Consider the following 25,050-nt stretch of genomic DNA (forward strand, 5'->3'; position numbering starts at 1 on the left):
TTCATGTAAAAAGAGGTGGATCGAGTATGCAGGATGGAATCGTGATCAAAAGCAGCAAAGCAGGTATGACGGTGATCCTAAATCCGGACATGCCCTTTGCTGAACTTCTCGCCAGCGTGGCAAAAAAGTTTGGGGACAGCGCCCGTTTCTGGGGCAGTGCCCAGATGACACTTACCTTAGAAGGGCGGTCTCTTACACCAGAAGAAGAATTTCAGATCGTAAATACTATCACAGAAAATTCCCAGCTTCAGATCCTCTGTCTGTTAGATACAGACGGGGAACGAAATGACCGCTGCGAAAAAGCACTAAATGAAAAATTAATGGAATTAAGCGCACAAACCGGCCAGTTTTACCGTGGAACCTTAAAAAGAGGTGACACTTTAGAATCCGAAGCCAGCATTGTGATCATCGGTGATGTAGAACATGGAGCCCGGGTCACTGCAAAGGGAAATGTGATCATTTTAGGAGAATTAAAGGGAAGCGTCACAGCCGGGGCAGCAGGAAATGACCAGGCTGTGATCCTTGCATTTTCCATGTCTCCGCTGCAGCTACGCATCGCAGATCATACCAGCCGTTTTAATGAGAAAAACCGCCGTCTTGGAAAAGGAACGATGATGGCATCTGTAGAAGAGGGTGAATTAAAAGTATTTCCTCTGAAAAAACCTTTTCTTAGCAGTCTACTGGATATATAGGTAACAATATTTTTCTCTGAATCTAAAAAAATACTGGTAAATTTGCGTAATTTAATGTACAATAAATTGGTAAAGTATCAAATCTTAATTTTTCTGGAGGTTCTCCTATGAGTGAAGTCATTGTGATCACTTCTGGAAAAGGCGGGGTAGGAAAGACCACTACTTCTGCAAATGTAGGAACAGGACTGGCAGTCCTTGGAAAAAAGGTCGTACTCATCGATACTGATATCGGCCTGAGAAACCTGGACGTTGTCATGGGACTGGAAAACCGCATTGTCTATAATCTGGTAGATGTTGCAGAAGGAAACTGCCGTATGAAGCAGGCCCTGATAAGAGACAAAAGATATCCAAACCTTTACCTTCTGCCCGCAGCACAGACACGGGATAAATCCGCTGTGACGCCGGAGCAGATGATCAAACTCACCGATGACTTAAAGGACGATTTTGATTATATATTGTTAGATTGTCCCGCAGGCATCGAACAAGGGTTTTACAATGCTATTGCCGGTGCAGACCGTGCACTGGTAGTCACCACACCGGAAGTTTCTGCCATCCGGGATGCAGACCGCATCATCGGTCTGTTAGAACATGCCCAGATTGGAAGTGTTGATCTGATCGTAAACAGGATACGTGCTGATATGGTACGCCGTGGAGATATGATGTCCCTGACAGACGTACAGGATATCCTGGCTGTAAATATGATCGGTGCCATACCAGATGACGAAAATATCGTTATCTCCACCAATCAGGGGGAACCTTTGGTAGGTATGGGTTCTGCTGCTGGACAGGCTTACTTAAATGTATGCCGCCGTCTTTTGGGACAGAATGTACCTATGGAATCTCCCGGAGAGACCACAGGCATCCTGGCAAAGCTGTCCAGGATACTAAGAAGGGCATAAGGGGTGATGAAAGGTGAGGCTACGGTGTTCCAAAGATACTGCAAAGCTCCGGCTTACCCTTCTGCTTCTTTCAGATAAAGCAGGATGTTCACCGGAGATGATAACAGCAATAAAGAATGATATGATACGTGTCATTTCCAGATACATGAAGATAGAAAAAGACGCAGTGCGTATTACTATGGATGCAGGCAGCTTTTCAGATGGAACGATCTGCAGGCTGCCTGTACTGCGGGCGGATATACCTATACGGTCCATATCCAGCAAGGGGCTTTACTGATATGTTTTTTGACTACGATTTTAGAAACTACAATTTTCGTCTGATGACCTATATGATCGCCTTAAATGTGATCGGCGTTTTGGTAGTCCGAAGTGCTACCAACAAAGATCCTGATTTTGTCACCAAGCAGATGTTAGGCGTTTTAGTAGGTCTTGCGATCGCTATCGTTCTTTCACTGATCGACTACCACAAAATATTAAATCTGACTGCCATTATCTACCTTTTATGTGTAGCCAGTCTGGTAGCCGTTCTTATATGGGGACGTTCTGTTAATAATGCAAAGCGCTGGATCGAAGTACCTGTTTTAGGACAGCTCCAGCCCTCTGAATTTGTAAAAATTGGTCTGATCATTACTTTTTCCTGGTATTTTATGAAAAATCAGGAAAAAATAAATAATGTAAGCACCGTTGCTGTTGCAGCAGCGCTTTTCGCAGTTCCGGCTATGCTCATTTTTGAGCAGCCAAACCTGTCTACATGTCTGGTCACCTTAGTTATTGTACTGGGGATCGTATTTTCGGCAGGCATCAGTTACCGATGGATCGTCGGAGTTTTATCTGTAACCATTCCTATGGTAGGAGCCTGTGTTTACCTGCTCCTGCATGGCCTGATCCCGTTTATCAAGGAATACCAGGCCGGAAGGATTTTGGCCTGGTTTTATCCGGACAAATACGGAGAAGCCAGATACCAGCAGAATAACTCCATCATTGCCATTGGTTCCGGCCAGTTAAAAGGCAAGGGACTGTTTAATACAACCATTGCATCTGTTAAAAACGGCAACTTCCTTTCAGAAGAACAGACTGACTTTATCTTCGCCGTGATCGGTGAAGAGTTGGGCTTTATTGGCTGTGTTATAGTCATCATCCTGTTCCTTCTGATCGTCTACGAATGCCTGATGATGGCAGCCCGTGCAAAAGATCTGGCCGGACGGCTGATCTGTACAGGTATGGCTACATTGATCGCATTTCAGGGATTTGCCAATATTGCAGTTGCAACCGGTATTTTTCCCAATACCGGGCTTCCTCTGCCGTTTATCAGCTACGGAAGCAGTTCCCTTATCAGTATTTTTATTGGTATGGGATTAGTGCTGAATGCAGGACTTCAGAGAGTACCACGACATTATTGATCCAAGGAGGGTTATAGATATGACAATAGGTCTGATCGCACATGACGCAAAGAAAAAACTGATGCAGAATTTCTGTATCGCCTACAGAGGCATCTTAAGCAAACACACATTGTATGCAACCGGAACCACAGGAAGACTGATCGAAGAGGTTGCCAACTTAAATATCCACAAATATCTGGCTGGTCATTTAGGCGGAACCCAGCAGATGGCTGCCCAGATCGAGCATAATCAGATGGATCTTGTTATTTTCCTGCGTGATCCGCTGACACCAAAAACTCATGAACCGGATGTAAACGATGTAGTCCGCCTCTGCGACACCTACAACATCCCATTAGCTACCAACCTGGCAACTGCAGAACTTCTGATCAAGGCTCTTGACAGAGGCGATATGGAGTGGAGAGAGGTAGTAAGATAATGATAAGACGCCGTTTTGCGGCTTTTGCTGTCGCTGGGCTTGTCCTGTCTCTATCTCTTTGTCTTTCCGGCTGTTCTGTCGGTCTGAAAGACGCTTATTCCCTGAAGGAGCGTATTCCTTCCATTGAAGCCTCCTTTGCAGCCGAAGAAGAAGCAGCCAAAGGATTTGCTTCGGATCTGTGTGTTATTTCCGATGAAGGTTCTTTTAACCCGGAAGATGTAACTTCACAGGCCGGAGCTCTTTTTGACCTTACAGACAGAGAAGTCCTTTACAGCAAAGACGCTTTTGAAAAATTATATCCAGCCAGTATCACTAAAGTAATGACTGCACTGATCGCTATTAAATATGGCAACCTGGAAGACCAGGTAACGGTAACAGAGGATGCCGTGATCACAGAAACCGGAGCCACCTTATGCGGGATCCAGCCTGGAGACACTTTGACATTAGAGCAGCTTTTATATGGTCTGATGCTTCCTTCCGGAAATGATGCAGGTGCAGCCATTGCCATCCATATGAGCGGCAGTATTGACGCTTTTGCTGATAAGATGAACGAAGAAGCCAAACGTCTTGGAGCAACAGATACTCATTTTATGAATCCGCATGGACTTCATGATGAGGATCACTATACAACCGCATATGACTTATATCTTATCTTCAATGAAGCATTAAAATATCCGGAATTCCGTACAGTCACCGGTTCTACCGCTTATACAGCTAATTATACAAATAAAGCAGGCGAAAGCATATCAAAGACCTGGAGGGGCGGAAACTGGTATTTAACAGGAGAACATGAGACCCCAGAAGGCCTTACTGTATTTTCCGGAAAAACTGGTACCACCAAAGCCGCAGGATACTGTCTGATCATGGCTGAAAAAGATACATCTGACAGAGAATTTATATCTGTTGTGTTAAAATCCGACAGTCGTCTCCACTTATATGACAATATGACAAATATAATTTCTAAAATTGTCAAATAGTGATTGCGTTTTATATGAATTTATACTATAATCAAGATAATCTCAATTGATTTTTTATACAACATATATAACTCAAGGAGGAGATCGCTATGGTTCAGATTATTGCAGGAAAAAAGGGTAAAGGCAAAACAAAACATCTGTTAGATATGGCTAATGCAGCTATTAAAGGGGCTAACGGAACAGTTGTATATCTTGATAAGAGTGCGCAGCATATGTATGAGCTGAACAATCGTATCCGTCTTATCAACGTAAATGAATTTCCACTGGCATCCAGTGAAGGATTCTTAGGATTTATCTGCGGGATCATTTCTCAGGATCATGACCTTGAAACCATGTATCTGGACAGTTTCTTAAAACTGTCATCATTAGAAGGTGCAGATATTACTGACACCTATAAAACTTTGAAAGAGATCAGTGATAAATATCACGTAACCTTTGTTTTAAGCATTTCTATGGATGCAGAAGAACTCCCAGAGTGTGCCAAGGGTGATGTAATTATTTCATTGTAATGATACATATTCTGTGATAGAATAGCAGACAGAAGCAAAAAGGCTGCCTGCCGCACAAGAGTCAAACAGTATGCCTTGTGCGGAGGGCAGTTTTTTTGAGTAAGACATTTTGAGTAAGACATTTTGAGTAAGACAAAAAGGAGAGTCCTGGTTCCATGTCGAAAAAGAAGAACAGGAAAATAATACCTTACAGAAAGCCTCACAACATCAACGTGGGAATGATCATCTTCGGGATCATTTTCTTATATATGCTTTTTAATATTTTTGCTTATTTCCGAAAAGACCATGTGCAGTTTTATGAAGTAATGGAAGGCGGTATTGTAAATAACAAACAGTATACCGGTCTGATCCTTAGGGAAGAACAGGTTCGCAATGCCCAGCACAATGGCTATATCAATTATTATCTGAGAGAAGGGAAACGTGCTTCTGTTGGAACACGGATCTATTCCCTGGATGAAACCGGTCGCCTGAACTCCCTTTTAAAAGAGAATGGGGTAGAAGATGCAGCTCTCCCTGAAGAAAACCTAGCAGATATTAAAAAGCAGCTGTCTTCATATGTACTGTCCCGGTCTGATGAAGATTTTGGTTCTATTTATGATACCAGATATTCCCTGGAAGCTGCTGTTATGGAATATTCCAGCTTCAGTGCTTTGAATCAGTTAGATAAGATATCACAGGACTCTAGCCTTGTATTTGAGCAAGTACGGGCTGATATATCTGGTGTCGTTTCCTACGGTATAGATTCCTATGAATCCCTGCAGACTTCTGATGTGGAAGCAGACAGCTTTAATAAAGCCAATTATGTAAAAAACATCCACAAATCAGGAGATCTGATTGAAAGCGGGACACCTGCCTATAAGATCGCATCATCAGAAAACTGGTCTATCGTTTTTCCACTATCAAGCGAAGATGCAGCCCTTTATTCAGACAAAACCTCTCTTACCATTGATTTCAGGGACTACGACCTGACCACCACAGCTGCTTATTCTACCTTTACTGGCAAAGACGGTGCTGTTTATGGAAAACTGGATATGAACCGGTATATGGCCCAGTTTATCATGGACCGTTTTATTGAATTTGAGATCCAACAACCTCAGGCTAAAGGCTTAAAGATACCTGTTACAGCTGTAACAGAAAAGAATTTTTACATGGTTCCAAAATCTTATGCTGCACAGGGAGGCGATTCTACGGACATAGGATTTAATAAAGAAGTCTACAGCGCGGACGGAACCTCTGTCCTCTTTGTTCCTTTAAATGAGGATTTTGAAGATGATGAATTCTACTATATTGCAGTAGATGAAAACGGTGACTTTAAATCGGGAGATTACATTGTCCGTCCTGATTCCTCTGACCGGTACCAGATTGGCCGTACATCCTCATTAAAGGGTGTATTCAATATCAACAAGGGATATACGGTTTTTACCCAGGTAGAAATACTTGATTCCAGCAGTGAGTATTATACAGTAAAAAATAATGTTACTTACGGTCTTTCAGTTTACGACCATATTGTACTGGATGCTTCCTCTGTAGGAGAAGGACAGCTTCTATACCAGTAAAAATCAGTTAAAAAACTAAACGGACATGCCTGCTGACGCAGGCATCACCATTCATGAAAGCCGATTGCTCCGCACCTTTGGTGCTCCCGCAATCGTCGCCAGCATTCGCAATCCGCGCTATCGCGCTCCTTGCTTATACCGGCTTGCCCGTCCGATACCCGTGAATTCGCTCATGCAAGCATGGCTCATTCGCGGCTGCCGTCCGGGACTTTCATAGTAAAATCTTCTCACAAATCCAAGCATAAAAAGATTCCGGAAGTATACGATAAACACAAGGAGAAATAAGTCATGATAAAAGAGCAGATCAGTGAAGTAAGAAAAAATATAGAAAATGCCTGCAAGCGGGCAGGACGTGATCCAAAAGAGGTTACTCTTATTGCGGTAAGCAAGACCAAACCAGTACCTATGCTGGAAGAGGCATATGAAGCCGGGGCAAGGGATTTCGGTGAAAATAAAGTTCAGGAGATCATTCAGAAAAAGCCAGTCCTGCCAGAGGATATCCGTTGGCATATGATCGGTCATCTCCAGCGCAATAAAGTACATCAGGTAATGGGAAAAGCTGTTCTCATCCATTCTGTGGATTCCCTTCGTTTAGCAGAACAGATCGAAGCAGACGCAGCTAAAAAAGATATGACCGCAGACATTTTACTGGAAGTTAATGTAGCAAAAGAGGAGAGCAAATACGGCTTTTTCTTAGAAGATACAGAGGCTGCTATCCGTGAAATTGCAAAATTCCCCCACGTACGGATTAAGGGACTTATGACAATTGCGCCTTTTGTAGAGAATCCAGAAGAAAATCGCCCTGTTTTTAAAAAATTATATGAATTTGCTGTTGACATAGGTAAGAAAAACATTGATAATGTTACTATGGATGTGCTATCAATGGGTATGACCGGAGATTATCAGGTTGCCATTGAAGAAGGTGCTACCATGGTAAGAGTCGGAACCGGTATTTTTGGTGCCCGACTATATGGTGCTGCCCAGTAATCGCAGCATGAAAAGAGGATTGGAGAGAGTAAAATGAGTCTGTTAGGTAAGTTAATGGATACCATGCGGTTAAGTTCTGAAGATGATGAGGACGATTACTACCTGGATGATGACTTTGAAGATGAAGCTCCCAGAAAAGGACTTTTTTCAAAGAGAAATAATACAGAACCGGAAGATGAGCCAGATGCTCAGGACAAGCCAAGATTTTTAGGTCGTTCAAACCCGAAAGTAGTTCCAATGAGACGAAGTATGGAAGTGACCATGATCAAACCAACTTCCATGGATGATTCCAGGGATATCTGTGATTACCTTCTTGCTGGAAAGGCAGTTGTTTTAAATATGGAGGGAATCCATATGGAAACTGCTCAACGTATCATCGATTTCACTTCCGGAGCTACCTATTCCATGAATGGTAATCTCCAGAAGATTTCCAACTACATCTTTATTGCCACACCTGATTCTGTAGAACTGTCCGGTGATTTTCAGGACATCCTGTCAGCAGGTGCAACCTCAGGAATGGACATGTCCAGCCTGAATATCCATTTATAATACAGAAGCTTGCGGCAGACCCCTACAGAGTCTGCCGATTTTCTATCTAAACAGGACTAAGGAGAATCGTATGTCAAAACGCTTGAATGTTTATAAAGACCAGAAACTAATCTATGACATTGTAATGGAATCTTCCTTTGATAAACTCCAGGAAGAGGTAAGTAAATTTCATCTGGAAGAACATAAAATATGCATCGTAACAGATACCAATGTAGCACCTTTATATCTGGAGGAAGTAAAAGAACTTTTAAGCAGATGCTGCAAAAAAATTTCTTATTTTATCCTTCCTGCAGGGGAAGAACACAAAAATCTGGATACAGTAAAAAAAATCTACGAACATCTTATTTTGGAACACTTTGACCGGAAAGATATGCTGGCGGCTTTAGGCGGCGGTGTCATTGGTGATATGTGTGGTTTTACAGCTGCCACCTACTTAAGAGGTATTGATTTTATCCAGATTCCAACTACTCTGCTTTCCCAGGTAGATTCCAGCATCGGCGGAAAGACCGGTGTTGACTTTGATGCATACAAAAACATGGTGGGCGCATTCCATATGCCAAGACTGGTATATACCAACTTAAATACCCTTTTAAGCCTTCCGCAGGAACAGTTTTCATCCGGCATGGGCGAAGTGATCAAGCATGGCCTGATCAAGAATGCTTCTTATTATCAGTGGTTACAGGATAACAAAAAGGCCATTTTAAAAAGAGATCTGGATGTCTGTGAAAATATGGTATTTCGCAGCAATGAGATCAAAAAGCAGGTAGTAGAAAACGATCCTACCGAGCAGGGTGAGAGAGCTCTTCTAAACTTCGGACATACCCTTGGACATGCTATTGAAAAGCTTAAAAACTTTACTGCTTTTCACGGGCACTGTGTAGGACTTGGCTGTATTGCAGCAGGCTATATCTGTGCTGTGAAAGGAACACTGACTAAGGAACAGGCAGATGATATCAAAGCAGTTTTTGATGCCTTTGGGCTTCCTGTAACTGTAGATGGCCTGAAGTGGGAAGATGTTTATTCTACCACAAAAAGTGACAAAAAAATGGATTCCGGCGTGGTTAAATTCATTCTCTTAAAAACCATTGGTGATGCTTATGTAGACCGTACCGTAACAGAGGAAGAGATGAAAGAAGGATTCAGCCATATTGCAGGCGGTGCTAAAGGAGAAGAAAGATGACAAAAGAAAAACGTTCTCTTTTTATGCGATTTATCCTTGGCTTTGTGATCCTGGTAGGACTGGATCAGTGGACAAAAGGGCTGGCTGTTGCTCATTTAAAAGAGAATTCCCCATTTGAACTGATCCCTGGAGTATTTGAGCTTTATTATTCTGAAAACCGAGGGGCAGCTTTTGGAATGCTTCAGGAAAAACAGCTGTTCTTTTTCTTTATCGCAGTGGTTGTTTTAGGCGCTGTCCTCTATATGCTCTGGCATATGCCTAACGGAAGGAAATACCGTCCTTTAGCTGTATGTCTGTTAGGTATCGCATCTGGTGCAGTAGGGAATATGATCGATCGTATCTCTCAGAGCTACGTAGTAGATTTTCTATATTTTAAATTGATCAATTTTCCTATTTTTAATGTAGCTGACTGTTATGTGACCTGTGCAGCCTTCGGTCTGGTACTTCTTATCATGTTTTATTACAATGACGAAGACATGTCTGTTTTCAATATGAAAAAGAAAGGCGGAAAGCAGTGAAACAGGAACTTTTCCCTGAAATAGCAGACAGTGGCCTGCGGATCGATAAATACCTTTCCTCAGTCAATGAACAGTTAAGCCGTTCCTATATCCAGAAGCTGTTAAAAAGCGGACTGGTATTAGTAGACGGTAAGCCGGTAAAAGCCAGCTATCAGGTAGATGAAGGGGATGTGATCTCCTTAGATATTCCAGAGGCAGTAGAGCCGGAGATCGAACCAGAAGATATGGATTTGGACATCCTTTATGAAGACCAGGATGTGATCCTGGTAAACAAGCCAAAGGGAATGGTAGTACATCCCGCTGCCGGTCATTATTCCCACACATTAGTAAATGGTCTGATGCATCACTGCAAAGACCAGCTTTCCGGGATCAATGGTGTAATGCGTCCAGGCATCGTCCATCGTATTGATATGGATACAACAGGTGTTATTATTGCCTGCAAAAATGACATGGCCCATAATTCCATTGCAGCCCAGTTAAAAGAGCATTCCATTACCAGGCGGTATCAGGCCATTGTTCATGGCGTATTAAAGGATGATGCCGGCACCGTTGAAGGTCCTATCGGCCGTCATCCTACAGACCGCAAAAAAATGAGCATCAATTATAATAACGGAAAAAGCGCTGTAACCCATTATAAAGTCTTAAAGCGTTTCCGCCAGTATACCCATGTGGAATGCAGGCTTGAAACAGGACGAACCCACCAGATCCGTGTGCATATGGCCAGTATCGAACATCCTTTACTGGGTGATCTGGTTTATGGACCTGGAAAATGTCCCATTCCCGGCCTGCAAGGACAGACTCTTCACGCAGGTGTTTTAGGTTTTATCCACCCAAGAACAGGAGAGTACATGGAATTCACAGCACCTCTTCCTGAATATTTCGCAAAGCTTTTGAATACATTGCCAGAATAACTTATTTGTCCGACAAATGTCGGACATTTTTATATTTCTATATACTTTTTAGAATTTTTGAGTTATAATACAAGTACGATATAGGTGCCAAAAGTTTTTGATACCCATGATACCAGGTTGCTACGTGCTTTGCACTTTCGCAATCCTTGAAAAAACGGACCAGACGGCATCAGATGCAGAACGGAAAGGGGTAGGTTTTATGTCAGGAAATCTTATTATTACCATCGGAAGACAGAGTGGAAGCGGCGGTAAAAAAATTGGGGAAATGCTTGCAGAAAAACTGGGTGTAAAATGTTATGACAAAGAACTTCTTGCTCAGGCTGCAAAACACAGCGGACTTTGTGAAGAATTATTTGAGAAACATGATGAGCGTCCTACCAGTAGTTTTCTTTACTCTCTGGTAATGGATTCCTATTCCATGGGCTACACGTCAACAGGCTATTCCGATATGCCTATTAACCACAAGATCTTCCTTGCCCAGTTCGATACCATCAAGAAACTGGCAGATGAGGGGTCATGCGTTTTCATCGGACGCTGTGCAGACTATGCACTGGAAGATTATCCAAATGTTGTCAGCGTATTTATCACCGGTGATGAAGAAGACAAGATCAAACGTATCAGTGAACTTTATGATGTAGACGAAGCAAAGGCAAAAGACCTTATGGTCAAAACCGACAAGAGAAGAGCCAGCTACTATAATTATTACTCCAACAAGAAATGGGGCGATCCAAAAAGCTATGACATGTGTATCAACAGCAGTGCTGTAGGACCAGAAGGTGCTGTAGACCTCATCATGGAACTGGCAAAGAAAAAACAGGAATGGAATAAGAAGAAATAAAGATTGCAAATGTATCGTGATCTGAAATCATGAAAACTCCCCGCTGCGTCCGGATATCCAGGCAGCGGGGAGTTTTGGGCTTTTTAGCAGATGTTCATCCCGGTTCTGCCGGGAAATGAACTATTTCTTATTTATTTACTCTACAGTAACAGATTTTGCCAGGTTTCTTGGCTGGTCTACATCCAGGTTCTTTCCAACAGATGCATAATATGCGATCAGCTGTAAGATAGCTGCAATTGGGAATACAGTAAAGCTGTCTGCAATATCCGGAATACGGATCTGTACATCAGCAATATCATCTTCGATCACTGCAGACTCCTTTACAAGAAGGATCACAAAAGCGCCTCTGGCTTTTACTTCACGCACATTGGAGATAGTCTTCGCAAAAATATGCTCCTGAGTGGCAATAGCGATCACCGGCACCTGCTCTGAGATAAGGGCAATGGTTCCATGCTTTAATTCACCGGCTGCATAGGCTTCTGCATGAATATAAGATATCTCCTTTAACTTTAAAGCTCCCTCTAAAGAAAAAGCATAGTCCAGGCCTCTTCCTATAAAAAAGGCATCACTCTTAGAAATGATATGGTTTACAATATTTTTAACCTCATCCTTGCGGCTGATCATCGTCTCCATGGCAGGAATAGCGTCTAACAGCTCTTTCATAAAGTTCTCTGCCTGTACAGGGCTGTATACGCCTCTTACAAGGGCCATACGACAGTAGATCAGGTACAGGGCAGCTAATTGTACTGAGTAGGCCTTGGTGCTGGCTACGGCGATCTCAGGGCCTGCGTGGGTGTAAAGAACATAGTTACTTTCCCTTGCAATAGTTGAGCCTTTAACATTAACGATTGCCAGTACCGGTGCATAGTAAGACTGTGCCAGGCGCATAGCCGCCAGAGTATCAATGGTCTCACCGGACTGGGAGATCACGATCACCAGTGTCTTTTCATCAATGAGAGGTGTTTCATACCGGAATTCAGAAGCAATAGAAACAGTGACCGGAATACGGATACCTGGCTCGATCAATGCTCTTGCGACCATTCCCGCATGCATAGCAGTTCCGCAGGCGATCACATGGATACGACGGCAGTCTTTTAAAATAGAATCCGGAATGCCGTCATCGGCCAGATCCGGCTGGCCTTTGCTTAAACGGGGAAGGATTGTATTTTTTAATGCATCTGGCTGCTCATGGATCTCTTTTAACATAAAGTGAGGAAATCCATTTTTCATAGCAGCATCCACATTCCAGTTTACCTCCATCATATCCGGTTCCACGCGGTTTAATTCCATATCGTAAACGCGTACCTTGTATGGGGTAAGACGTACGATATTTCCCTCAGGCACTACAAAATATTCTTTTGTATAGGCGATCAGGGCAGTAAGATCAGATGCGATCATGGCTCCTGAGTGTGTATAAGCCGCTACAAGAGGACTTACGTTGCGTACTGCATAAATCTCACCCGGGCGGTCCTCAAACATGATACAAAAGCCATAGGAACCTTTAAGTTCCTTTACAAAATGACGGATAGACAGAAGAGGATCATGATCCATGCGCTCATAAAGGGCATTTAAGACACCTGCAGCCACCTCACTGTCAGTCTGTGAGAGCAGATGGCCTTCCAGATCATATTCTTCTGTAAGCTGATGATAATTTTCAATAATACCATTATGGATCAGAGTTACCAGTCCCTGACGATGGGGATGGGCGTTTTCTGTTGTAACACCGCCATGGGTTGCCCAGCGGGTATGGCCGATGCCGCAGTGGGAAGAGCAGTCGCTTTCCTGTTTTACAAGTTCTTTTAATGCTGCTACCTTTCCTACAGTCTTGATCAGATGGATCTTTGAATCATTTCCAAAATAAGCAATACCTGCACTGTCATAGCCTCTGTATTCCAGACCTGCCAGTCCGTTTAAAAGTATGTTTCCTGCCTCCAGAGGTCCTGTATATCCAATAATTCCGCACATAAAATATAAATCCTTTCCCAGACCGGTCAATACACCCGGCAAGCGGGTACACAAAGAAAAGGGATGGCATCCCCTTGTATATTGATCAGCTGTTTCCATATTAATTAATTTCGTTTTGTCCGGTTATACCAGCTTTGTTTTGCAGTTGCCCGCATATTTTCCGGTATAAAACACGCCCGGACTGCATGGGAGAGCACCCGCCGAATATGTTCGATTCTCTCTCCACCTCGTTAACCTGTTCCAGCAGTAAGTCATTACTGTTCACGACCCGGCCCAGGTGCATGGCGCTATAGCTTTGCTATTTTTTATCTGTTTCCTCCTAAAACAAATCCAGATTATTATATCCCATATCTATAATATGCGTCAACTCTTAATTTTGCTGCCATTTTATGGCTTCTATTTAATGTTTCTGTAAGACTTTCACACTGTATTTTGTCAAAATGGTATGCTATAATCATGGTTGGCTTGTAAAATAATACAGGTGTTTAATTTTTTTGACACCTACGATAGGAATTGCTGCGTGATATTCACCTTCGCAATCCTTAAAAATAATGTACTCTCGGAATCTTTTTGTACTTGATTTTGCGAGAAGATTTTTTGTCAGTTGTGCCCAGATTTTAGAGGCGTTGGCGTTGCGTCCGCCTCTAAAATCCGGGTGCGACTGGCGGAAAATCGGCCGCAAAGGCAAGTGCATGAAAGACTCCGAGAGTACATAAATATAAAAATGAGGTAAGAACATGCGTTTACACGAAAATAATAACGAAGAAGACGAACTGCAGCGTCTGCGGGCCCGCAGACAGGGAACGGACCGAAGCAGACGTCCTGTATCCAGAGCTTCAAAATCTGCATCATCCAGAACAGAATATGGGACAACCGACAGACAGACAAGAACTGTAAATCCTACATATGATGAAGACTATTATGAGGAAGAAGATTACGACTATGATGAGGACTATACAGAAAACTCTGGATCTGATGGTCTAAAAGTTCCTTTTCAAAATGAAAACCACAGACGCCCCAGGATGACCTCTGCCGGTTCATATACTGCAGGACAACAGACTGCGTTTAAAAACAAAAGTTCAAGAGACACTATAGCGAAGCGCCAGACTGCCCAGACTGCAGCAAGCCGGCGGGAGAATCATTCCGGTGCTTACAATTCCAACACCTCCAATGGTTCCGGCACTTACAAAAAAACTTCCAGAAAACGTAAAAAAGCAAAATGGCCTGCAATTCTTTTATGCCTGCTTGCTGTGATCTGTGTATACGGTGGATGGACTTTCCTTCACAGATCCACTGGCTACTGGAATATAGCAGTATTTGGCGTAGACAGTCGTGACGGAAATACAAAAAATGCATTGGCTGACGTCCAGGTACTCTGCAGCATCAATCAGAAAAACGGCGATATAAAGCTGGTAAGTGTTTACCGCGATACCTATTTAAAGATTGATTCCAAAGGAAGCTACCATAAGATCAATGAGGCTTATTTTAAAGGAGGACACAAACAGGCCGTATCAGCCCTGGAAGAAAATCTGGATCTTAAGATTGATGATTATGCAACATTTAACTGGAAAGCAGTAGCACAGGCTATCAATGTTTTAGGCGGTGTGGATATTGATATCACCCAGCCGGAATTTAAGTATATCAATGCATTTATTACAGAAACCGTTAATTCTACAGGTATTGGTTCTACCCAGTTAGCAAGTGCAGGGCTAAATCATTTAGACGGTGTACAGGCAGTTGCTTACTGCAGACTGCGTCTGATGGATACTGATTTCCAGCGTACAGAACGTCAGCGAAAAGTTATTTCCCTGGCTCTTGAAAAGGCCAAGCAGGCAGACCTGGCTACCCGTACCAATCTGGTAAAGGCGATCCTTCCGCAGATCTCTACCAGCGTGGGAATTGATGATGTTTTGCCACTGGCAAAGAATGTAAGCAAGTACCATATCGGTGAAACTGCAGGATTCCCATTTACACAAAAAACAAAAAAAATGGGGAAAATGGACTGCGTTATCCCTGTTACACTGGAAAGCAATGTAGTTACGCTGCATCAGTTTCTTTATGGAGAAGACGCTTTATATAGTCCTTCTTCCACTGTAAAGAAGATCAGTGATCATATTGCAGAGGAATCTGGCTTTTATAAAGGCGGCAAGGCAGCTCCGACCTCCTCTGGCTCAGGAAAATCAGACAGCAAGGGACAGTCATCGGGAAACAGTAAAAAGGATTCACCGTCACCTGCCCAGACAGCAGCCCAGACAGCAGCTGCCGAAAGTTCTGAGGCGGAGGAAACAATAGATGAAACCAGTGCAGAAACCGACGAGACCGCAGCAGAAGAGAGTAACTCAGCTATCATTGAAAAGCTGGATGACCCAAAGGTTGAGAAAGAAACCACCAGTGCATCTGAGGGTGGTCCCGGCACCGTAAAACCAAAAGAAACAGAAAAAGCCACTGAAACAACAGCTGATGATTCTTCTAAAGGACCTGGTATGCAGGAAACTGTCAGCAATTCAGGAAACACTTCTGGTGAAAACACCGAAAAAGCCGACCTTATTGGTCCGGGAGTGTAATTCCAATATTGAATTTATCAAATGTCTATGTTAAAATATTTTATAGAGTTGTGGAAGTGACAACGACACTTACAACTGATTTTCATTTTTGATGATTTCACGTCACGATGACATATCCGTTTACTAAACAACATGATTGCGAAAGAAGAGATGTTACTATGATAAGTTGCCATTACGTTATTTCAACAAATCACGGACTACATGCTGCCAATGCCATGAGTATAAGCCGTGCCGCCTCTGAATACCAGTGCAAGATCACATTGGGAAGTTCTAGAGGAGTTGCAGACTGTAAAAATGTCCTTTCTTTGATGAGCCTTGGCGCTAAACAGGGAGACTCTCTGGTACTGACCGCAGACGGGCCTGATGAAAAACAGGCGGTGGGGTATTTAAGCGGAATATTACGAACAATCTTGTAATGAATTTTGTTGACGAAAACGCAAATATACGGTATATTAAATATAAGTTTAGCCCATACTAAATTTACATCATAAGTTCAAATAAAAATTTATTCAAATCACCATGGTAACATGGTCCACAGTGTGTGGGAAAACTGCTCCTGAAAAGGAGCAGTTTTTTTATGTATTTTTGTTCATTTTTCTACATTTTTCTTTTATGTTCCCCTCACTCATGTTATAATAAGTACAATAAATATGTAGCATTTCATTATACAATATCTGTAAATGACTAATACGGAGGTATTTATTTATATGAAAAATGATTATTATGTAGGACTTGATCTTGGAAGTGGTTCCGTAGGATGGGCTGTTACTGATCCTGATTATCATCTTCTCCGTTCACATGGAAAAGCTTTATGGGGTGTCCGCTTATTTGATACTGCAAAAACAGCAGAAGAACGACGTGTATTTCGTACTTCACGTAGAAGACTACAACGCCGCAACTGGAGATTAAATCTTTTACAGCAGATTTTCGTAGATGAAATAAACAAAATAGACGATGGTTTTTTCCGTCGCTTAAAAGAAAGCCGCTATCTACCAGAAGATAAACATAATACAGATGGAAGTATACCAGATCTTCCTTATTCACTGTTTATAGATAAGTCATATACAGATAAAGATTACCATCGTCAATTTCCGACTATCTATCATCTGCGTAAATGGCTTATGGAAACAGATACGACACCTGACATCCGTCTGGTCTATCTCGCATTTCATCATATGCTAAAACACAGAGGACATTTTCTGTTTTCCGGAAGTATTGATGAAATCCGCAATTTTAATAATGTATTTAAACAGCTGTCTGATGCATTACGATCAGAAGATCTTCCCTTTAATTACAATTTTACAGAAGATCAGGTAGAAAAAGCAGAACTCCTGTTAAAAAATAGTCAACTTACAAAGTCACAGAAAAAAACTTTACTTATCCAATTATTCAACGAAAAAACTCCCTGCGAAAAAGCAGTTTATACTTTACTGGCCGGTGGTACTGCAAAACTAAGCGACCTTTTAGGTGACGAACTTTTAAATGATTCCGAAAAGCCCAAAATATCTTTTACAGATGCTTCTTATGATGACTATGTTGATTCCCTTCAAAGTACACTTGGAGAACGTTACCATATTATAGAGGCTCTAAAAGCTGTTTATGACTGGGCAGTTTTAGCGGATATTCTGAAAGGCTTTTCCTCTATTTCAGAAGCAAAAGTAGCAACATATGAAAAACACCATAATGATCTGGTTTATTTAAAAAAGCTTGTTAAAGAAAACCTTTCAGTAACTGACTACAAAGAATTATTTGTACAGACCAATGAAAAACTGTCTAATTACAGTGCCTATATTGGAATGACGAAAAAAAACGGTAAAAAGCAATCATTGGAAAATAAATTATGCTCAAAGGAGGATTTTTATTCTTATTTAAAAAAACACGTTCTAGCTTGCATAGCAGATGAAACAAAAACTGCATTTCTTAAAGCAGAAATAGAATATGGAACATTTCTTCCAAAACAAACCACCAAGGATAACAGTGTCATACCAAACCAGCTTCATTTATATGAATTTGATCGGATCATAGCTAATTTGGCTGATCGGATTCCCATGCTAAAAGAACAAAAAGACAAGCTTCGTTCCCTTCTCACATTCCGCATCCCCTATTATATCGGACCTTTAAACGGTATTGTAAAAAACGGCGAACGCACCAACTGGATGCAAAGAAAATCAGAAGGAACCATTTATCCATGGAATTTTTCAGAAATCGTTGATGAAGAAGAAAGTGCGAGACATTTTATCCAACGAATGACTAATCATTGTACCTATCTGCCAACGGAAGACGTACTACCAAAGTATTCACCTATGTACAGCCGTTTTATGGTACTGAATGAATTAAATAACCTTCGGTTGGATGGACAAGCCATTTCTGTTCCTTTAAAACAGCAGATATTTACAGAGCTTTTTATGAAGAAGCGGAAAGTAACTCAGAAAAGTTTAAAACAATATCTGGTACGGGAAGGCATTGCAAAAAAAGAAGTTGAAATAACAGGCATTGATGGGGACTTTAAGGGTTCTTTGACAGCGTATCTTGATTTTAAAGAAAAGCTCACAGGAATGCCGCTTAATACAAGTGATATGGAAATTCTGGTTTTAAATATCACATTATTTGGTGATGATAAGCGTCTGTTAAGTAAACGTCTTTCCCGGTTATTTCCTAAACTGACTGACAAACAGCGCAATAGTATATGCAATCTTCCTTACAGAGGTTGGGGACGTCTTTCATCTGCTTTTTTAAATGAACTGACCGCAATTTCTCCTGAAACAGGGGAAAACTGGACTATTTTACGAACACTTTGGGAAACCAATGATAATCTGATGCAGATTTTAAGTGATAAATATGATTTTGCGGATGCCATTGAAAAACAAAATCAGGAAAACGGAGATCTTCCACAAACATTATCGTATGAATTGATTGATCGCCAACCATTATCTCCAGCTGTAAAACGCCAGGTATGGCAGACAATCCTTATTATAAAAGAATTATGTCAGGCGAAAAAACAGCCACCTAAACGGATTTTTATTGAAATGGCCCGTGAAAAGCAAAATACTGATCGAACCGTTTCACGTAGAAAACAACTGATCGATCTATATCAAAGCTGTAAAAAAGAAGAACGTGATTGGATCAATGAATTAAACGAGAAAAATGACTCTGATTTAAGAAGAGATAAGCTGTATTTATACTATGTTCAGATGGGACGTTGTATGTACTCTGGTGAACCAATTGAATTAAGTGATCTGTGGAATGATCAAAAGTATGATATCGATCATATTTATCCTCAATCAAAGGTAATGGATGATAGTCTAGACAATCGTGTTTTAGTAAAACGCACCTATAATGCTGATAAAACAGATATTTATCCTATTTCGGAGGATATCCGAAAGAAACAGACACCATTCTGGAAAATGTTGCTGGAAAAGAAATTTATTTCTGAAGAGAAATATCATCGTCTTACCAGAAACACTGGTTTTGAACCTTCAGAATTAGCTGGTTTTATTGCAAGGCAGTTGGTAGAAACACGGCAGAGTACAAAAGCAGTTGCAAGTATATTAAAACAGTTCTTACCAGATACTGAAATAGTATATGTAAAGGCCAAAACTGTATCGCAGTTCCGTCAGGATTTTCATTTTATTAAAGTGCGTGACATGAATGATTTTCATCATGCCAAAGATGCTTATTTGAATATTGTAGTCGGAAATGTGTATTTTACAAAATTTACCAAGAATGCTATGTGGTATGTAAAAGAGCATCCAGGACGCAGTTACAATTTACAAAAAATGTTTACAGCAGGTGTTGTGGAACGAAATGGCCAGACTGCCTGGACACCGGGGGAAAATGGATCCATTAATATAGTCCGACAGGTTATGGGAAGGAATAATGTGATTATTACCCGGAGAAGTTATGAAGTAAGTGGTGGCTTATTTGACCAGCAACTTCTTAAAAAAGGAAAAGGACAGGTTCCGGTTAAAAGCAGTGATCCTAGATTGAGGGATATTGAAAAGTATGGAGGATATAATAAGGAAACGGGGGCTTATTTTACTCTGGTACAGTCAAAGGATAAAAAGGGAAATCTTATCCGTACAATAGAGTTTGTGCCCTTACGTTTAAAAGATTCTTTGGAAAAAAATGAAATGGCGATGAAAACTTATATGGCAGATGAACATGGATTAAACGAACCTGAAATATTGCTTTCTAAAATCCAGATTGATACTTTATTCTGCATTGATGGCTTTTATATGTGGTTATCTGGAAGAACAGGAAGGCAGTTGGTTTTTAAAAATGCAAATCAGTTAATTCTTTCGGAAAAGAACACTGCTACGTTAAAAAAGGTATTAAAGTTTATTTCCAGAAGAAAAGAAAATAAAGAATTACAAATCTATCCTTCAGATGAATTGACAAATGAATCTTTGACGCAATTATATGATCAATTTCTGGATAAACTTAAAAATACTATTTACAGTAGTCGTCTATCTGCACAGATTAAATCTTTAGAAGATAAAAAGGAAGTTTTTGAACAGTTATCACCAGAAGATAAATGTACCGTACTTTCGGAAATTTTACACATGTTTCAATGTCAGAGTGCTTCTGCCAATCTAAAACTTATTGATGGACCAGGAAGTGCAGGTATTTTAGTTCTAAATAGTGATATCACAAAATGCAAACATATCCAGATCATCCATCAGTCACCCGCTGGTCTTTATGAACAGGTGCTGAATTTAAATCAACTATGAGCTGGAGAATTGTTGTGATCACCAGAAGAGCCAAGTTGGATCATCAACTTGGCTATCTGGTGATCCGTACGGAAGAGATAGTAAAAATCCATTTAAGTGAAATATCCACACTTTTAATTGAATCTACAGCCGTTTCGCTTACTACCAGTTTACTTGCAGAATTAACTAAACGAAAAATCAAGGTTATATTTTGCGATGAGAAAAGAAACCCCTCATCAGAACTTGTAGGATATTATGGCAGCCATGACACCAGTAATAAAGTACGCAGCCAGATTCAATGGGGGATTCAAACGAAAGAAGCTGTATGGACAGAAATTGTTACTGAAAAGATACGAAAACAAAAAGAACTATTGGAATTTCTAGGAAAGGATGAATCAAAACTTCTTCATTCTTATTTACAGGAAATACGTTGGAATGACGAGAGCAACCGCGAGGGTCACGCCGCAAAAGTTTATTTTAATGCTTTGTTTGGTCTTGATTTCACACGGACTGCAGAAAATCCTACTAATGCTGCATTAAACTATGGTTACAGTATTTTGCTTTCTGCTTTTGCCAGAGAGATTACTTCAAATGGTTATATCACACAGCTCGGCCTTTTTCACGATAATATGTTTAATCAATTTAACCTGGCTTCTGATTTAATGGAGCCTTTCCGCATTTTAATAGACAGAGCAGTCATTATGATGTATCCCATAGAAGATCTTGATCATGAAGGAAAAATGTTTCTTGTTAATACATTAAATCAGGAAGTGGAAATTGATGGTCGTAAACAGTATGTAAACAATGCGATCAAGATTTATTGCAAAAGTGTATTTGATGCTTTAAATGAGAATGATAGTTCCCTGATTCAGTTTTATAGATTTGAGTTATAGATTTATGAGAATACTTGTCTTTTTTGATTTACCAGTACTTACAAGTGAGCAGAGGCGGGAATATGTACATTTTCGTAGATTTTTGATTAAAAATGGATTTATGATGCTCCAAGAATCTGTATATTGTAAACTTGCTCTTAATACAACAGCTGTAAATAGTATTGTAGATCATGTTCATAAAAATAAACCTCCTGAAGGACTGGTCCAGTTACTTACTGTAACAGAAAAACAATATGCCAAAATGGATCTGATCGTTGGTGAAATAAAAAGTGAAGTTTTAAACAGTGATGAAAGGCTGGTGATTCTTTGATGTTTTCTTTGAAATTAGTACATAAAGATTTGGAACATCAAATAAATCTCTCCCCTGGCAAAGGATGCTTATGGATTATAGAATCTCCAGAATATTTTATGGAATATATCCAAGATTTATATAAAGCAATAATAGCAGGAGAGGAGAGCAGCTTTGTTTTATCACTGAAAGAAAAAGAAAAGGAGCTTTCCCTTTTTAAATCAGCTGAAATTATAACAGATCCATTTTCTATTGATTTAAATGACCGACGTATACAGAAAAAACTATATTCCGAATTGGAAAAAATAGCTTGCGGAGAAATATTGTATACACAAACACAAAATATATTAAGTTCCCTTCAGGAATATTTTTTCCAGATAGAAGAGGAAAGCGAATATTGTCTGGAAACCGATTTGAATATTGACATTGTCAGTGTTATGAAAGCTTCTGGAATCCGTCTGGCTGTATTTGGAGATACATTTTTAGAAAAGCTTATACAATATATAAAAATAATGGCCGGATTACTGGAAAAGAAACTAATTATTTTCATTAACCTGTGCAGCTATTTAAATAAATCACAGCTTTCTCAAGTACTAGAAACTGCAGAATATAACGAAATTGCTTTATTGCTAATAGAAAATCATCCAGGGATTTCGCTTTTAAGATAAAAAGTTCCCCGTTTTGCAAGGGATCCATCTGGCAGAACGGGGAATTCTCATATTGAATAAAAAGTTACTGTTTTTTCTGCATAAGCAATCAAAAAGGACACCTTTTATTGTATAATTATGTTACCCACAAAACAACACGAAAGAAGGTGTCCTTAATGAAAAATTAGCATTAAAGAAGCTGCTAACTTATATGAAAAGTGTATATAAAATCCCGGAGAAAATCAAGGGGTTATCGGACAAAAGAAAAAGAAGAACGATCCCATTATTTAATATCGTCATGCCGGCACTGCTCTTTCTGATGCTGCAGTATGAGAGTTTTCATACAGTTTTTTCTGCGCCTGAAAGTATGGGAAAACGATTGAAAAACTGCATACATGGAAAAATACCTAAAATTGATGCGGTCCGTGACCTTCTTACCCAGATAGATCCAGATGAGATCCGTGAGATCCACGACCAGACGATCGATATCATAAAAAGCAACCGTGTATTTCGGGAAGGGACTATAGGTGGATATGTTGTAGCCGGTATCGATGGAGTGGAATTGTTCAACAGCACAAAAAAGTCCTGTTCGGACTGCCTTAGCCGGAAAAACCGTGCAGGTGAAACAGAATATTTCCACCGGAGCGTGGTCTGTATGACAGTAGGAAAAACGCCACATGTAATCCTGGGCCAGGAAATGTTAAAACCGAGGGACGGAGCGGAAAAAGATGAAGGAGAACTGACAGGAGGAAAAAAGCTGATCAGACGTCTGAAGGAAAGACACGGACATTTCGCAGATGTGATCGTAGCAGATGCGCTGTATCTGAATGCCCCATTTATCAATACGATAAAAGAGTGCGGACTGGATGCGGTGATCCGACTAAAAGATGAACGAAGGGAACTGTTTCAGGATGCGGAAAGCCTGTTTAAGCGGGATGAGGGGAAAAAAAGGTCGTTTACCTGTGGAAAAAAGAATATAGAAGTCTGGGATCTTTCAGGATTTGAGATAGATAATAGTCCCCATAAGCTTCGTGTGATCCGATATCATGAAAGCTGGAAAGAAAACGAACGCCGGATGTGGCTGGTAACGACTCTGGATCAAGGGGAACCTCGGGTTTTATGGGAGATGATGAACCGAAGATGGGATATAGAAGAGAATGGATTCCACCAGTTGAAAACGTATTATCACGCAAAACATTGCTATTGCCATGCAGCAACAGAAGTAATATTTGATCTGATGATCATCGGCTTCAACATGAGAGAATTATACCTGTATCGCCGTATTCAAAGATTTAAAGAAAGTGGAATCAGCCGAAAAAGTGTGAACCGGAAGTTTTGTGATGAGCTATTATTGGAAAAAGTAAAAAGTATCTTGTATGAAAAGGGCGGATAGTCTGTCAGTGGGAAAATAAAAACAGGCGCTTTGAAATGAGCTAAATTTAACTAAGGGGGGACGTTGTGCGCATTCAGCTATTCAGGAAGCAAAAGAGAAAATAAGCGTGAGAGGGGCACTATTTATAAATATACAGTGCTAAAAGCGAAATCCCTGAAAATCATCAAAAAGACTTTCCAGATTCTTTATCCTGTTATATAATTGATAAGGATGGTTGTGAAATTTATTAGTGTTATGAATACCTATCCTTTATGTTTGAGGTTCACATATTTCTGCTCAATGAAGGCAGTTCATTTTTAACTTTGAGGTTTGAGAATGATGTAAATATGTATGGGACTCAAACTATTGCTGCCAAAGCTAACGCTACAGATCTGTTTGAGAATGATGTAAATATGTATGGGACTCAAACTTGATAGATACCTCCTTTGTGCTCATTATAGTTTGAGAATGATGTAAATATGTATGGGACTCAAACATTTCCACACTGCCTGCGATTGCTTCCGCAGTTTGAGAATGATGTAAATATGTATGGGACTCAAACTACGATTTAGAGGACATCAAAGAAGCTGTAGTTTGAGAATGATGTAAATATGTATGGGACTCAAACTAAGTCAGGGATAACATTTAATACGTTGCTGTTTGAGAATGATGTAAATATGTATGGGACTCAAACTTAGATTGTTTACCAGAATGTGAAAAACTCGTTTGAGAATGATGTAAATATGTATGGGACTCAAACGTACACCTCAAGTCAGAATTCGCATGTGAGGTTTGAGAATGATGTAAATATGTATGGGACTCAAACAGCCCATGTTTCCATCTCCTTTACACGATAGTTTGAGAATGATGTAAATATGTATGGGACTCAAACCAATCCATTGAACATTCCCACAGCAACCGCGTTTGAGAATGATGTAAATATGTATGGGACTCAAACTTGTGATATCTACTGGCACATCCAACGTATGTTTGAGAATGATGTAAATATGTATGGGACTCAAACAACGGATATCGTCTTTCAGCACGAACAGGGGTTTGAGAATGATGTAAATATGTATGGGACTCAAACGAAAGAAAGTAGGAGGTGAGTCAAGTGACGGTTTGAGAATGATGTAAATATGTATGGGACTCAAACTGGGTTATTCGTAATGTATGTTGC

At 40.5% G+C, this 25,050-nt stretch carries 22 protein-coding genes and 1 CRISPR repeat array (1 of these 23 only partly in view); of the genes, 21 read left to right on the plus strand and 1 reads right to left on the minus strand.

The window, feature by feature from the left end:
- Positions 1 to 26 precede the first annotated feature (26 nt).
- The 14 genes from OGM16_14925 (at position 27) to OGM16_14990 (ending at position 11,431) form a co-directional block, all read left to right on the plus strand.
- A complete protein-coding gene (locus OGM16_14925) occupies positions 27 to 692 on the plus strand; it encodes a septum site-determining protein MinC (protein UYJ46077.1) in 666 nt (221 codons plus the stop codon).
- A gap of 107 nt (positions 693 to 799) precedes the next feature.
- Positions 800 to 1,591, plus strand: a complete 792-nt coding sequence (gene minD / locus OGM16_14930) for a septum site-determining protein MinD (GenBank protein ID UYJ46078.1) — start codon at positions 800 to 802, stop codon at positions 1,589 to 1,591.
- Positions 1,592 to 1,604: 13 nt separating this feature from the next.
- On the plus strand, positions 1,605 to 1,868 hold the full coding sequence (locus OGM16_14935; protein UYJ46079.1) for a cell division topological specificity factor MinE: 264 nt from the start codon (positions 1,605 to 1,607) through the stop codon (positions 1,866 to 1,868).
- A 1-nt stretch (position 1,869) separates the two neighbouring features.
- Positions 1,870 to 2,991, plus strand: a complete 1,122-nt coding sequence (locus OGM16_14940; protein ID UYJ46080.1) for a rod shape-determining protein RodA — start codon at positions 1,870 to 1,872, stop codon at positions 2,989 to 2,991.
- A gap of 19 nt (positions 2,992 to 3,010) precedes the next feature.
- The gene (mgsA, locus tag OGM16_14945; GenBank protein ID UYJ46081.1) at positions 3,011 to 3,406 is read left to right on the plus strand and encodes a methylglyoxal synthase; all 396 of its coding nucleotides are present in this window, start codon (positions 3,011 to 3,013) and stop codon (positions 3,404 to 3,406) included.
- Positions 3,406 to 4,383: a serine hydrolase gene (locus OGM16_14950; GenBank protein ID UYJ46082.1), complete on the plus strand. Its 978-nt coding sequence runs from the start codon at positions 3,406 to 3,408 to the stop codon at positions 4,381 to 4,383. The genes mgsA and OGM16_14950 overlap by 1 nt, the downstream gene beginning before the upstream one ends.
- Positions 4,384 to 4,472: 89 nt before the next feature.
- On the plus strand, positions 4,473 to 4,892 hold the full coding sequence (locus OGM16_14955) for a twitching motility protein PilT (protein UYJ46083.1): 420 nt from the start codon (positions 4,473 to 4,475) through the stop codon (positions 4,890 to 4,892).
- Between the two features lie 155 nt (positions 4,893 to 5,047).
- Entirely contained in the window at positions 5,048 to 6,448 is a 1,401-nt protein-coding gene (locus OGM16_14960; GenBank protein UYJ46084.1) for a hypothetical protein, read from the plus strand.
- A gap of 288 nt (positions 6,449 to 6,736) precedes the next feature.
- On the plus strand, positions 6,737 to 7,435 hold the full coding sequence (locus OGM16_14965) for a YggS family pyridoxal phosphate-dependent enzyme (GenBank protein ID UYJ46085.1): 699 nt from the start codon (positions 6,737 to 6,739) through the stop codon (positions 7,433 to 7,435).
- A 33-nt stretch (positions 7,436 to 7,468) separates the two neighbouring features.
- A complete protein-coding gene (locus OGM16_14970) occupies positions 7,469 to 7,984 on the plus strand; it encodes a cell division protein SepF (protein ID UYJ46086.1) in 516 nt (171 codons plus the stop codon).
- 70 nt (positions 7,985 to 8,054) lie between these two features.
- Positions 8,055 to 9,164 (plus strand): 3-dehydroquinate synthase, encoded by a 1,110-nt coding sequence (gene aroB, locus OGM16_14975; GenBank protein ID UYJ46087.1) that lies wholly within the window; start codon positions 8,055 to 8,057, stop codon positions 9,162 to 9,164.
- Positions 9,161 to 9,682, plus strand: a complete 522-nt coding sequence (gene lspA, locus OGM16_14980; protein UYJ46088.1) for a signal peptidase II — start codon at positions 9,161 to 9,163, stop codon at positions 9,680 to 9,682. The genes aroB and lspA overlap by 4 nt, the downstream gene beginning before the upstream one ends.
- Positions 9,679 to 10,593, plus strand: a complete 915-nt coding sequence (locus OGM16_14985; GenBank protein UYJ46089.1) for an RluA family pseudouridine synthase — start codon at positions 9,679 to 9,681, stop codon at positions 10,591 to 10,593. The genes lspA and OGM16_14985 overlap by 4 nt, the downstream gene beginning before the upstream one ends.
- Before the next feature lie 199 nt (positions 10,594 to 10,792).
- Complete coding sequence (locus OGM16_14990; GenBank protein UYJ46090.1) at positions 10,793 to 11,431, plus strand: cytidylate kinase-like family protein; 639 nt, start codon at positions 10,793 to 10,795, stop codon at positions 11,429 to 11,431.
- A gap of 135 nt (positions 11,432 to 11,566) precedes the next feature.
- On the opposite strand, the gene glmS is transcribed toward OGM16_14990, so the two are convergent.
- Complete coding sequence (glmS, locus tag OGM16_14995) at positions 11,567 to 13,396, minus strand: glutamine--fructose-6-phosphate transaminase (isomerizing) (protein UYJ46091.1); 1,830 nt, start codon at positions 13,394 to 13,396, stop codon at positions 11,567 to 11,569.
- Between the two features lie 737 nt (positions 13,397 to 14,133).
- Here glmS and OGM16_15000 point away from each other — a divergent pair.
- From OGM16_15000 to OGM16_15030, 7 genes are all read left to right on the plus strand, one after another.
- A complete protein-coding gene (locus tag OGM16_15000) occupies positions 14,134 to 15,960 on the plus strand; it encodes an LCP family protein (protein UYJ46092.1) in 1,827 nt (608 codons plus the stop codon).
- A gap of 158 nt (positions 15,961 to 16,118) precedes the next feature.
- Positions 16,119 to 16,376, plus strand: coding sequence for an HPr family phosphocarrier protein (locus OGM16_15005; GenBank protein UYJ46093.1), 258 nt, complete (start codon positions 16,119 to 16,121; stop codon positions 16,374 to 16,376).
- 291 nt (positions 16,377 to 16,667) lie between these two features.
- The gene (gene cas9, locus OGM16_15010) at positions 16,668 to 20,690 is read left to right on the plus strand and encodes a type II CRISPR RNA-guided endonuclease Cas9 (GenBank protein UYJ46094.1); all 4,023 of its coding nucleotides are present in this window, start codon (positions 16,668 to 16,670) and stop codon (positions 20,688 to 20,690) included.
- A complete protein-coding gene (gene cas1 / locus OGM16_15015) occupies positions 20,687 to 21,562 on the plus strand; it encodes a type II CRISPR-associated endonuclease Cas1 (GenBank protein UYJ46095.1) in 876 nt (291 codons plus the stop codon). The genes cas9 and cas1 overlap by 4 nt, the downstream gene beginning before the upstream one ends.
- A 4-nt stretch (positions 21,563 to 21,566) precedes the next feature.
- On the plus strand, positions 21,567 to 21,872 hold the full coding sequence (cas2, locus tag OGM16_15020) for a CRISPR-associated endonuclease Cas2 (protein ID UYJ46096.1): 306 nt from the start codon (positions 21,567 to 21,569) through the stop codon (positions 21,870 to 21,872).
- Between the two features lie 8 nt (positions 21,873 to 21,880).
- Positions 21,881 to 22,519, plus strand: coding sequence for a type II-A CRISPR-associated protein Csn2 (csn2, locus tag OGM16_15025; protein UYJ46097.1), 639 nt, complete (start codon positions 21,881 to 21,883; stop codon positions 22,517 to 22,519).
- 190 nt (positions 22,520 to 22,709) lie between these two features.
- Entirely contained in the window at positions 22,710 to 23,891 is a 1,182-nt protein-coding gene (locus OGM16_15030; GenBank protein ID UYJ46098.1) for a transposase, read from the plus strand.
- 307 nt (positions 23,892 to 24,198) lie between these two features.
- Positions 24,199 to 25,050: a CRISPR direct-repeat array (repeat unit 36 nt; unit sequence GTTTGAGAATGATGTAAATATGTATGGGACTCAAAC) (it continues 42 nt past the right edge of the window).

This window comes from Lachnospiraceae bacterium (assembly GCA_025758065.1).
Classification (GTDB): domain Bacteria; phylum Bacillota; class Clostridia; order Lachnospirales; family Lachnospiraceae; genus Enterocloster.

What these genes read in the sequence shown, in the direction of transcription:
- OGM16_14925 (UYJ46077.1), top strand. Translation starts at nt 27, where the DNA reads ATGCAGGATGGAATCGTGATCAAAAGCAGCAAAGCAGGTATGACGGTG.
- minD (UYJ46078.1), top strand. Translation starts at nt 800, where the DNA reads ATGAGTGAAGTCATTGTGATCACTTCTGGAAAAGGCGGGGTAGGAAAG.
- OGM16_14940 (UYJ46080.1), top strand. Translation starts at nt 1,870, where the DNA reads ATGTTTTTTGACTACGATTTTAGAAACTACAATTTTCGTCTGATGACC.
- mgsA (UYJ46081.1), top strand. Translation starts at nt 3,011, where the DNA reads ATGACAATAGGTCTGATCGCACATGACGCAAAGAAAAAACTGATGCAG.
- OGM16_14950 (UYJ46082.1), top strand. Translation starts at nt 3,406, where the DNA reads ATGATAAGACGCCGTTTTGCGGCTTTTGCTGTCGCTGGGCTTGTCCTG.
- OGM16_14955 (UYJ46083.1), top strand. Translation starts at nt 4,473, where the DNA reads ATGGTTCAGATTATTGCAGGAAAAAAGGGTAAAGGCAAAACAAAACAT.
- OGM16_14960 (UYJ46084.1), top strand. Translation starts at nt 5,048, where the DNA reads ATGTCGAAAAAGAAGAACAGGAAAATAATACCTTACAGAAAGCCTCAC.
- OGM16_14965 (UYJ46085.1), top strand. Translation starts at nt 6,737, where the DNA reads ATGATAAAAGAGCAGATCAGTGAAGTAAGAAAAAATATAGAAAATGCC.
- OGM16_14970 (UYJ46086.1), top strand. Translation starts at nt 7,469, where the DNA reads ATGAGTCTGTTAGGTAAGTTAATGGATACCATGCGGTTAAGTTCTGAA.
- aroB (UYJ46087.1), top strand. Translation starts at nt 8,055, where the DNA reads ATGTCAAAACGCTTGAATGTTTATAAAGACCAGAAACTAATCTATGAC.
- lspA (UYJ46088.1), top strand. Translation starts at nt 9,161, where the DNA reads ATGACAAAAGAAAAACGTTCTCTTTTTATGCGATTTATCCTTGGCTTT.
- OGM16_14990 (UYJ46090.1), top strand. Translation starts at nt 10,793, where the DNA reads ATGTCAGGAAATCTTATTATTACCATCGGAAGACAGAGTGGAAGCGGC.
- glmS (UYJ46091.1), bottom strand. Translation starts at nt 13,396, where the DNA reads ATGTGCGGAATTATTGGATATACAGGACCTCTGGAGGCAGGAAACATA.
- OGM16_15000 (UYJ46092.1), top strand. Translation starts at nt 14,134, where the DNA reads ATGCGTTTACACGAAAATAATAACGAAGAAGACGAACTGCAGCGTCTG.
- OGM16_15005 (UYJ46093.1), top strand. Translation starts at nt 16,119, where the DNA reads ATGATAAGTTGCCATTACGTTATTTCAACAAATCACGGACTACATGCT.
- cas9 (UYJ46094.1), top strand. Translation starts at nt 16,668, where the DNA reads ATGAAAAATGATTATTATGTAGGACTTGATCTTGGAAGTGGTTCCGTA.
- cas1 (UYJ46095.1), top strand. Translation starts at nt 20,687, where the DNA reads ATGAGCTGGAGAATTGTTGTGATCACCAGAAGAGCCAAGTTGGATCAT.
- cas2 (UYJ46096.1), top strand. Translation starts at nt 21,567, where the DNA reads ATGAGAATACTTGTCTTTTTTGATTTACCAGTACTTACAAGTGAGCAG.
- OGM16_15030 (UYJ46098.1), top strand. Translation starts at nt 22,710, where the DNA reads ATGAAAAGTGTATATAAAATCCCGGAGAAAATCAAGGGGTTATCGGAC.